At 75.3% G+C, this 9,847-nt stretch carries 5 protein-coding genes; 1 reads left to right on the forward strand and 4 read right to left on the reverse strand.

All coding sequences use genetic code 11. The features are described from left to right. Positions 1-20 precede the first annotated feature (20 nt). From ABZ671_RS23425 to ABZ671_RS23440, 4 genes are all read right to left on the reverse strand, one after another. A complete protein-coding gene (locus tag ABZ671_RS23425) occupies positions 21-3,128 on the reverse strand; it encodes a thioesterase domain-containing protein (protein WP_357861753.1) in 3,108 nt (1,035 codons plus the stop codon). After that, entirely contained in the window at positions 3,125-6,616 is a 3,492-nt protein-coding gene (locus tag ABZ671_RS23430; RefSeq protein ID WP_357861756.1) for an AMP-binding protein, read from the reverse strand. Before ABZ671_RS23430 ends, ABZ671_RS23425 begins: the two co-directional genes overlap by 4 nt. 337 nt (positions 6,617-6,953) lie before the next feature. Further along, a complete protein-coding gene (locus ABZ671_RS23435; protein WP_357861758.1) occupies positions 6,954-7,343 on the reverse strand; it encodes a DUF2267 domain-containing protein in 390 nt (129 codons plus the stop codon). A gap of 135 nt (positions 7,344-7,478) precedes the next feature. Next, entirely contained in the window at positions 7,479-8,783 is a 1,305-nt protein-coding gene (locus ABZ671_RS23440; protein ID WP_357861760.1) for an MFS transporter, read from the reverse strand. A gap of 99 nt (positions 8,784-8,882) precedes the next feature. Between ABZ671_RS23440 and ABZ671_RS23445 the strand changes: the two genes are divergently transcribed. Next, on the forward strand, positions 8,883-9,847 hold a 965-nt coding region (locus tag ABZ671_RS23445), incomplete at its 3' end, for a PLP-dependent aminotransferase family protein (protein WP_357861762.1).

A 9,847-nucleotide genomic window follows, 5' to 3' on the forward strand; every position in this document is an offset into this window, starting at 1 on the left:
GAGCCTGCTGATTCGCTCGCTCATACGGACGGCTCCCGATGGTCGTTCACGATCTGCAGGCGCAACTCGCTGAAGTACCGCCGGCCGGCGGCGTCCGGCACCCACGCCTGATCCGGGGTGGGCAGCATCTCGCTGACCACCAGCGACACGCCGTCCCCGCCGTCGACCCGAGCGGCCCGGACCATGGCGCAGAACATGTTCGCGAAGGCGGGACTGGCCAGGTCGACGAAGCAGGGCTTGGTCTCGGTGCCGAGCTTGACGTAGACCTGCTCCGGCAGCCCGAGCCGGTGACGCCAGGCTCGGACGGCGAGGAAGTTCTCCCGCTCCCCGGCGGCCGTGGCGAGGCCGCTCTCCCCCACCGTGGTACGCCAGGTCTGCCGCGCCACCACCAGGTTGTCGAGCGTGATCCGGGGGGTGTACGGCGCGGCGGCGACCAGCTTGAAGCCGTCGACCGCGTGGGCGCTGAGCAGCTCGGCGAAGACCTCGGTGAGCGGCCAGCGCTGGCCGTCGGGGGCGGTGACGACCAGCCGGCCGTCGGAGTCGGTGACGGTGAGGTCGACTGTGGGCAGCACCCGGGCCGGGTCTCCGCCGGGCGCCGGCTGGAACGCCAGGTGCCGGTCGGTCGGTCCGGTCAGCGAGTGGGCGGTGCGGCTGCTCCGGCGCGGCCAGCCGTCCGGGAGCAGCAGCCGGATCCGTCGCTCGCCCAGGTCGGCGGCGAGCGCCGTGCGCAGCCGTTCGACATCCGGATGCGACGCGGTGAGGGCGACGCAGTCGAACGACGACCAGGCCGCGTGCAGTTCGCCGAGCACCACGGTGTATTCGCCGCGCCGCAGCGCGTCCGCGTCGGTCGCGCAGATCTGCAGGTCGGGGCTGTGCAGCACGGCGTTGGACCAGTCCGGCCGGGCGCCGGGGAACACCTCGTCGACCCGTTCGGCGAGGTCGGCCACCCGCAGCCGGACCTCGGTGGTGTCGGCGGGCAGCGCGTCCAGCCCGAACAGCCCGGCCCAGCGCGCCGCGAACTCGGCGGACACCGCGTCGACCGGCCGCTCGCCGACGCCCCAGAACAGGCCCTGCACGAGGAACCAGAGGTCGGACAGGAGTACCGGCGCGTCACCGGCCTCGGCCCGCAGCTCCTCGTAGAGCCCCTGGAACACCTTCCCGTACGCCTCGGCCAGGGCCGCGACCATCCACCGGGCAGCGCGCAGCAGCACATCGAGCGGGGCCGCGAGGTCGGCCAGCAGCGGCGCGCCGAAGACCACGTCGAGTTCTCGGCTGGTGTCCTCGCAGCAGATGGTCCGACCGGCGTACATCTGGCCGTTCCGCTGCCGGGGCGCGGCCCCGGTCAGCTCGGTGAAGGTGGTGTTGAGCGCCTCGAGTGCGGCACGCAGCCGGTCGGGATCGCCGGCCGCGGCGGCGACTTCGTCCCGCGCGGCGCGCAGCCGGTCCCACCCGGCCCGCGCGGCCGCCCGCAGCGGCTCGTCGCCGATGGCCTCGATCCGGCCGGTGAGCACCTGTTCGGCGTCGGGGCTGACCGGCAGGGCCGCGTCCCAGGTGATCAGCTCCCGGGCCACCAGCCGGTCCAGCAGCGCGTAGCCGTCCTCAGGTCGACGCAGCCCGATCGCCGGGTCGGTCACCAGCTCGCGCGCGGGGCGGCGGCCGTCGATGGCAGCGAGCAGCGCCGCCTCCACCACGGAGAGCGGCACCGGTGGCCGGCCGGGGCGCAGCACCGCGCGGTCGCGCAGGCTCAGCTGGGCGCCGAGCATCGGCGGCCACCAGCGTCGCACGGCCGGGTCCGCGCCGAGCGTGTCGGCGTACGCGGTCAGCGCCCAGGACTCGAACCAGACCCAGCGGCGGCGGGTCAGCCCCGGCCCCTGACTGATCCGGGCGGCCTCCGGCTGCCCGGGGTCCACGGTGGCCCAGCAGCTGGGGCCGAAGAAGCCGACCGTCTCGTTCTTGCCGGCGTAGCGCTGCCAGTACTTGAGCAGGGCGATCTCCCGCTTGCGGCGGGGCTTGTTGCGCACCTCCGGGTCGGACCGCAGCAGCCCGTCGAGGGCGATGAGCGCGCTCGGGTTCTGCCAGGTGACGGCCTCGCGCAGCAGCGGATCGGCGGCCAGCTCGCTGATCCGGTGGGCCGCCGCCCGGACCGCCTCGTCGAACTCCTTGTCGAACCGGTCCTCGCCCGTGCCGGTGGCGAGCAGCTCGTCGGCCGCGGCAGCGGCGCACGGCGCGTGGAACAGGGTCAGCCCGTCGGCCGGGAAGCCGGTGCCGCGCAGGATCGCGTCCCGCCACACCGACCAGTTGGTGTCGCCGAGCGGCACCCGGTGCGCGGCCGGCACGTCGACGGCGACGGACGACGCGGCAGTGGCGGACGGCGGCGCGGGGTCGGCGCGGTCGGCGGCGACCGCGGCGGCCAAGTCGGTGCGGAGCGCGGCCAGCAGCTCGGCGAGCTGGTCGAGCAGGAAGAAGTGCCCGCCGTCGATCTCGTGCAGGGTGAAGCCGGCGGCGGTGTGCTCCGCCCAGGCGAGGCTGTGTTCGCGGGTCACCGCCCGGTCGTGCCGGCCGCTGAACACGACGATCGGCACCGGCAGCGGCTCGCCGGGGACGTACCGGTAGCTGTCGACCCGGCCGAAGTCGGCCCGCAGCAGCGGCAGCAGCAGCTCCACCAGCTCGGGGTGCTCCAGCAGCTCGGCGGGGAGGCCGCCGCCGTCGCCGAGGCGGCGCAGCAGCTCATCGTCGTCCACCTTGGACAGGCCGTCGAAGAGGCTGGCCGCGGTGACGTGCGGCGCGCGAGCGCCGCCGACGTAGAGCCGCAGCGGCAGCGGCGCCCCCGTCCGGAGCAGTTCCCGGACGACCTCGAAGCCGACCCGGCCGCCCATCGAGTGGCCGTAGATCGCGTACGGGCGGTCGGCGCGGGAGGCGATGGCGGCGGCCACGTCGGCGATGTCGAAGCGGGCATCCTCGCCGATCCGGTTCTCCCGGCCGGGCAGCTGCACCGGCAGCACCTCGACGTCCGGGCCGATCCCCTGCTGCCAGCGCCGGAACACGCTCGCGCCGCCACCGGCGTAGGGCAGGCAGAACAACCGCACCGGTGCCTGGGGTCGGCTTCCGGCGGAGAGGAACCAGTTCACCGCGTACCTTTCTGCACGGGGTCGATCCAGTACCGCTGGCGCTGGAACGGATAGGTGGGCAGCCCCGTACGCCGGACGGTGCCCTCGGGATGCAGGGCGTCCCAGTCGACGTCCCGCCCGGCCACCCAGTCGGCCGCCAGTTCGCGGAGCGGGCCGTCCTCGCCGGCTATCCGGGCATCGGTGTCGAGCAGCATGTCGAGCGCGGCGAGCGCGCCGGGCAGGTCCGCGGCGACCACGGCGGCCCGGTGCGCGAAGGCCCGCCGGCCGAGCGCCAGGGTCGCGGCCACCTCGGGCAGCGCCGGGGCGGTGCCGGCCAGGTGGCGGCGCAGCCGGGTGAGCGCCGCACGCAACGCCGCCGGGGTACGCGCCGACACCGGCAGCAGCCACGGCCCGGCATCCGGGGCCTCGGCCGGATCGTCCGGTGGCGGCTGCTCGACGATGACGTGCGCGTTGGTGCCACCGAGCCCGAACGCGCTGACCCCGGCGATTCGGCGCGGCACCTGCGGCCAGTCCCGCGCCTTGGTCGGCACGTAGAACGGGCCGGCGGCGAAGTCGATCTCCGGGTGCGGACGGGTGAAGTGCAGGTTGGGCGGAATGACGCCGTGCCGGACGGCGAGCACCGCCTTGATCAGCCCGGCGATCCCGGCGGCGGCGTCGAGGTGGCCGATGTTGGTCTTCACCGTGCCGAGCGCGCAGGAGTTGGCGGAAGCGGTCCCGGCGTACACCTCGTGCAGCGCGGCCACCTCGATGGCGTCGCCGAGCGGCGTGCCGCTGCCGTGGCCCTCGATGAACCGGACCTCGCCGGGCGCGACCTCAGCGGTGGCGAGGGCGGACGCGACCGCGGCGGCCTGCCCCGCCGGGCCGGGTACGGCGAAGCCGGCCCGGTCCGGGCCGTCGTTGGTGACCCCCCAGCCGGGCAGGACGGCGTAGACGCGGTCCCCGTCGGCCTGCGCGTCGGCGAGCCGGCGCAGCGCGACCACGCCGACGCCGGAGCCGAAGCCGGACCCGTTGGCGCGCTCGTCGAAGGCGCGGCAGCGGCCGTCCGGGGAGGCCATGCCGCCGGGGGTGTGCCGGTGTCGGGGCCAGGTGACGGTGACCCCGCCGGCCAGGGCGATGTCGCACTGGTAGTCGGCGAGGCTCTGCGCGGCGAGGCAGACCGCGACCAGCGAGCTGGAGCAGGCGCTCTGCACGGCGAGGGCCGGCCCGGTCAGCCCCAGCCGGTAGGCGACCTGCCCGGGCAGGTGGTCGGTGAACTGCCGGCCGACCAGCCGGGCCTCCCAGTCGTCCGGGTCCACGTCGCCGACCACGGCCGGGTTGTCGAGCAGGTGGAAGAGAAAGTAGCGGTTGGCGGAGGTGGCCGAGTAGACGCCGACCAGGCCGGGGAACCGCTGCGGGTCGTGCCCGGCGTCCTCGAGGGCCTCCCAGGCGGTCTCCAGGAACAGCCGGTGCTGCGGGTCGGTCCGGGCGGCCTCCTCGGCGCCGAAGGAGAAGAACTCGGCGTCGAAGTCGGTCACCCCGTCGAGCCAGCCGGTCGCCGGCACGTGCCGAGGATCGCCACGCAGCCCCGGCCCGATGCCGAGGGCGGCCAGTTCCTCGTCGGTGTGGTCCCGGACGGAGTCGACGCCGGCGCAGAGGTTCCACCAGAAGGTGGCCACGTCGGGGGCGCCGGGGAAACGGCCGGCGAGCCCGACCACGGCGATCTCGTCGCCGGTGTACTCCCGGGCCGCGCTCGCCGGGGCGACCAGAGCGGCCGGGGCGGGTGGCACCCGGACCACCTCGGGCGGGACGGGCGGCACCGGGACCGCCTCGGGCGGGGCGTCGAGCAGCGCCGCCTGGCCGGCCACCGTCGGGTGGTCGAAGAGGCGCAGCATCGGCAGTCGCACGCCGAACCGCTCGGCCAGCCGCTGCTGCACCTGGCCCAGCAGCAGCGACTGGCCGCCCACGTCGAAGAAGCTGTCGGTGCGGCCGACCGCGTCCCGGCCGAGCACCGCGCACCAGATGTCGTGCACGACGCGTTCGGTGTCGGTGGCCGGGGTCGCGCCGGCGGGCACGACGCCGACCGGGTCGGGCAGGGCCCGCTCGTCCACCTTGCCGGTGACGGTGAGCGGAAACTCGTCGAGCACCACCACGGCGCGGGGCAGCGCGTACGCGGGCAGCGCCGCGGCGAGGGCGGCCCGCAGCGCCGCCGCGTCCGGCCGGATCCCGTCGGCCGGACGGGCGTACGCCAGCAGCTCACCGTCGCGGGCGATGGCGCGTACGCCGGCCACCCCGGGCTGGGCGGCGAGGACCGCCTCGATCTCGGTCAGTTCGACCCGGTGGCCGCGCACCTTGACCTGCCGGTCGAGCCGGCCGAGGCAGACCAGCTCGCCGCCGGGCAGCCGCCGGCCCAGGTCGCCGGTGCGGTACGCGCGCACCCCGTCGGCGTCCACGGTGAACCGGTCGCTGTCCTGGTTGAGGTATCCGGGGGCGAGGTGCGGGCTGTGGACAACGAGCTCGCCGGTGTCCGGCGCGAGGCGCAGCTCGTAGCCGGGGAACGGGGCGCCGATCGGCAGCGGGCCGAGGACATTCGGGTCTATTTCGGACAGTCGCAGCGCGAACCGGGCGACGAAGGTCATCTCGGTGGCGCCGTAGCCGTTGATCAGCTCGCAGTCGGCGGCGAAGCGGTCCCGGCCGCGGATCGCATCGGCCCAGGTGGCCTGCTCGCCGCCGAGCAGCACCACGCGAACCGCGTCCAGCCGCCGCTCGCCGAGCGTGTCGAGCAGGTGCCGGTAGACGGTGGGCGTGCAGTGCAGCACGGTCGCCTGGTGCAGGGCAAGGTGGTCGAGGGCGTACGCGAGCCCCTGCCGGCGCAGGTCGACCGGGACCACGGCGGCACCGGTGAGCAGCGCCGGGTACAGGTCCGGGATGGCGGCGTCGAAGCTGAACGAGGCGAGCAGGCTGAGCCGGTCGGTCGGGGCGATGGCCAGCGCGGCGATCTGGTTGTCGACAACGTGCGCCAGGTTGCGGTGGGTCTGCCCGACCGCCTTGGGCACCCCGGTGGAGCCCGAGGTGAACAGCACGTACGCGAGCGTGTCCGGGTCGACGGTGACGGGCCGCAGCGGGGCGGGTGGCACGTCGTCCAGCGACACCACGGTCCGGCCGTCGGCGAGTTCGCCGGCCAACTGGCGGTGCTCGGCGGCGCAGGCGAGCGCGCTGACCCCGGCGGCGGCGAGCATGTGGCGCAGCCGGTCGACCGGGAAGCCCGGGTCGAGCGGCACGTACGCGCAGCCGGCGGCCAGGGCGCCGAGCAGCGCCGCGACGGTCGGCGCGCCGTGCGTGGTGAGCAAAGCGATCCGGTCACCGGGTCGGACGCCCGCGGCGACGAAGACGGCCGCGTGCCCGCCGGCCGCGCCGGCCAGCTCGGCGTAGTTGACCTCGTGGGCCTCGCCGAGCAGCGCCGGACGATCGGCCTGACGTGCCGCGACCTCGGCGAAGCGATTGACAATCATCGGTTGAGTCATGTCAGCGGTCGGGCGTTTCCTCACCGGCGGCAGGCGCGCAGGAGTCAGCCAATGTGATCATGATCCCCCCCAGGACTGCACACTGGAAGCAGAATATGGCTCGTTTTCCCGATGGGAAGGGTATCGATCAGGGTCGGGCCGAAGGTCCGACACCCGGCACCACCTCGGACGGAGGAATTCGTCCGATCATCCCTCTAGCGCGTAGACGATTTCCCGCGTAAGTGTCTACTGTCGAGTACGTTTTCCGGTAAAACCGCGCTAGAACCGTGGAATTTTCACCGGCGCGGCCTCCGTCGCCGCAGCTCAACCCGCTGCCGGGGAGCAGTCACCGGTCATCGTAACGCGGGATCGGATCGACCAACGCGTCGAATCCCTTCGGCAGCTGCGCCACGAGATCGTGAAACTCGCCGACCGTCACCGCCTCGCGCAGCGTGGCGAGCACGGCGAAGGTGCCCACCTCGGCGACCGCCGGATCCATCCCGGTCCGCTCGGCCACCCGGTGCAGAAAGGTCAGCATTCCCCCGGTCGCGCCGCCGCCGGCCGGGGTCAGATAGCCACCCAGCTCGTCCGGCAGCTGCGCGGCCAACTCGTCCGCCTCGCCCGCTGTCACCCGCTCGGCGAGGGTCTGCAGCACCGCGCGGGAGATCGTCGCCGCCTGCCCGGTGGGCAACTCGGCGCGGCGGGCCACCGCCTCGACGAATCGGGGAAACCGCACGCCGCCTCCTGTGTCGTCGCCGCCCGCCGCCGGGTCTGGAACGGCCGCCCACCGCCCGGCCTCAGACGGCTCCAGGCACCGCAGAGTGCCTGGAGCCGTCGAGGCTTACCCACGCCCAACGGGGACAAACGGCCGTCACCGGCCGACGGCCACCGTCGCGTGGGTCTTGAGCGCATCGGTCTCCGTCTCGTGGGTCTCGGCCGGAGCCGGTCGCTGCTCCGGCGTCGGAATCTCCCGGGTTCGCCACACCGGCGACCACCGGGTGACCAGGGCCGCCGCGGCCATCCCCGCCGCGGCCAGCGCGAGGTACGCCGGCGCCCCCAGCAACCCGGTCAGCGCGCCGCCGAGGGCCGCGCCGAGTGGCATCGCCCCCCAGATCACGAACCGGCTGGTCGCGGTCATCCGGGACAGCATCGACGGCGGTGTGGCGGCCTGCCGGAGGCTGACCGCGTTGACGTTGTAGCGCCCACTGGCGAAGGCGCTCACCGCCAGCCCGGCACCCATGCCGAGCGGGTGCGGCACGAGCACCAGCACCGCGCCGGCCTGCAGCACGGCCGCCCCGGTGATCGCCCGCCCGACGCCCAGGCGGGTGCGGGCCCGGCCCGCCACGGCCGCGCCGAGCAGGTACCCGACGTTGGCGCCGGCGATCAGCAGGCCGACCGTGACGGCGGGCAGGTGCAGCTCGCGGACCGCGTACACCAACAGCATGGCCAGGAAGCCGGCGTGCCAGAGGTTGGTCAGCCCGGAGCAGAGGGTCAGCGCCCGCACGACCGGGTGGTGGAACACGAAGCGGATGCCGCCGACGGCGTCCCGCCACATGCCGCCGCTCTCGGGAGCGGCCTGGCGGGCCAGCCGGGGCGTACCGGCCAGGAACAGGGCCGAGACGACGAAGCTGGCCACGTCGACCAGCAGCGCGACCGGCGCGCCGAGCACGCCGACCAGCACGCCGGCCACCCCCGGACCGGCGGTCTGCCCGACCGCCCGGGTCGCCTCCAGGCGGGCGTTCGCGTCGGCGAGCCGCGCGGCCGGCACCACCGCCGGCACCGCGGCGAAGTAGGCGACGTCGAACAGCACCGTGGCGCATCCGGCGAGCAGCGCCACCACCACGAGCTGGGTGAGGGTGAGCAGCCCGGCCACCCAGGCGAGCGGCACGCTGACCAGCAGCAGCGCCCGGGCCAGGTCGGTGGCGACCAGCACCGCGCGGCGGGGCAGCCGGTCCACGATCGCCCCGGCCGGTATGCCGAGCAGCAGGTACGGCAGGGTGGTCGCGGCGGTCAGCGTGGCGACCCCGGTCGGCCCGGCGCCGAGCACGGTCAGCGCGGCGAGCGGCAGCGCCACCGTGGTGACGTGGGTGCCGAGAGTGCTGACCGCGTCGGAGAGCCAGAGTCGGCGGAAGGTGGCGTGCCGCCACAGAGGGGCGGCGGCGGGGGTGACGGTCATGCGGGCAGCCTCGCCCGCGTACCCGAAGTGTCGGGTGGACCGGATTGTCACGGTGACAATCCGACGGCGACCGGCCGGCCCGGCGGCTACATTGTCACGGTGACAATCTGGGAGCCGGCGGGGCTGTCCGGGGTCGGGCCCCGCTACCTGGCGCTCGCCGACGCGATCGGCGCGGACATCGCGGCGGGCCGGCTCGGCCCCGGCGACCGGCTGCCACCGCAGCGGGAGCTGGCCCGGCGACTCGGCGTCACCATCGGCACCGTCGGCCGTGCCTACCAGGTGGCCGCCCGGCGCGGCCTGCTCACCGGCGAGGTCGGCCGGGGCACCTTCGTCACCCCCGCCCCCGCCCCGGCGGCCCCCGCCGCCGCGCCGGTGCTGGACGTGGCCGCGGTGCACCCGCCCGGGCACGGGCCGGTGCACCGGGCCGTCGCGCCGATCCTGCACCGGATCGCCGCCGACCCCCTGGCGGTCGGCGCCGAGGACGCCGACGCGGTCCGGCACCGAATAGCCGGCGCCCGCTGGATGGCCCACGCCGGCTGGCGACCCGAGCCCGGCAGCGTCGAGGTGACCGCCGGCGGGCAGCACGGCCTCGCCGCCGCCCTGGCCGCCTTCGCCCAGCCCCGGCAGGTGGTGATCACCACCGAGCTGACCAACCCCGGGCTGCTCGCCGCCGCCCGGCTGCTCCGCGTCGAGCTGGCCACCGTGCCCAGCGACGCGGCCGGCGCCCGGCCGGACGCGGTCGACCGGCTCTGCGCCCGCCGCCGGGTCGCCGCGCTGCACCTGCACCCCACCCTGCACAACCCCACCGGGCTCACCATGCCGGCGCAGCGCCGCCAGGAACTCGCCGCCGTCGCCGCCGCCCACGACCTCACCGTCATCGAGGAGGACCCGTTCGGCGCGCTGCTGACCGACCGGCCACCACCGGTCGCCGCCTGGCACCGGCGGACCGTCCACCTCACCGGCATCACCAAGACACTCGCGCCCGGGCTGCGGATCGGCTACCGGTACGCCCCGCCGAGCCTCGCCGAGCCGCTGCGCGCCGCCGCCCAGGCCCTCGCCTGGGC

It is taken from the genome of Micromonospora sp. NPDC006766, assembly GCF_040636055.1.
In the GTDB taxonomy this organism is placed as follows: Bacteria; Actinomycetota; Actinomycetes; order Mycobacteriales; family Micromonosporaceae; genus Micromonospora.

Excerpts from the sequence above, each read along its gene's own strand:
- ABZ671_RS23430 (WP_357861756.1), bottom strand. The coding sequence starts at position 6,616 with ATGATTGTCAATCGCTTCGCCGAGGTCGCGGCACGTCAGGCCGATCGT.
- ABZ671_RS23440 (WP_357861760.1), bottom strand. The coding sequence starts at position 8,783 with ATGACCGTCACCCCCGCCGCCGCCCCTCTGTGGCGGCACGCCACCTTC.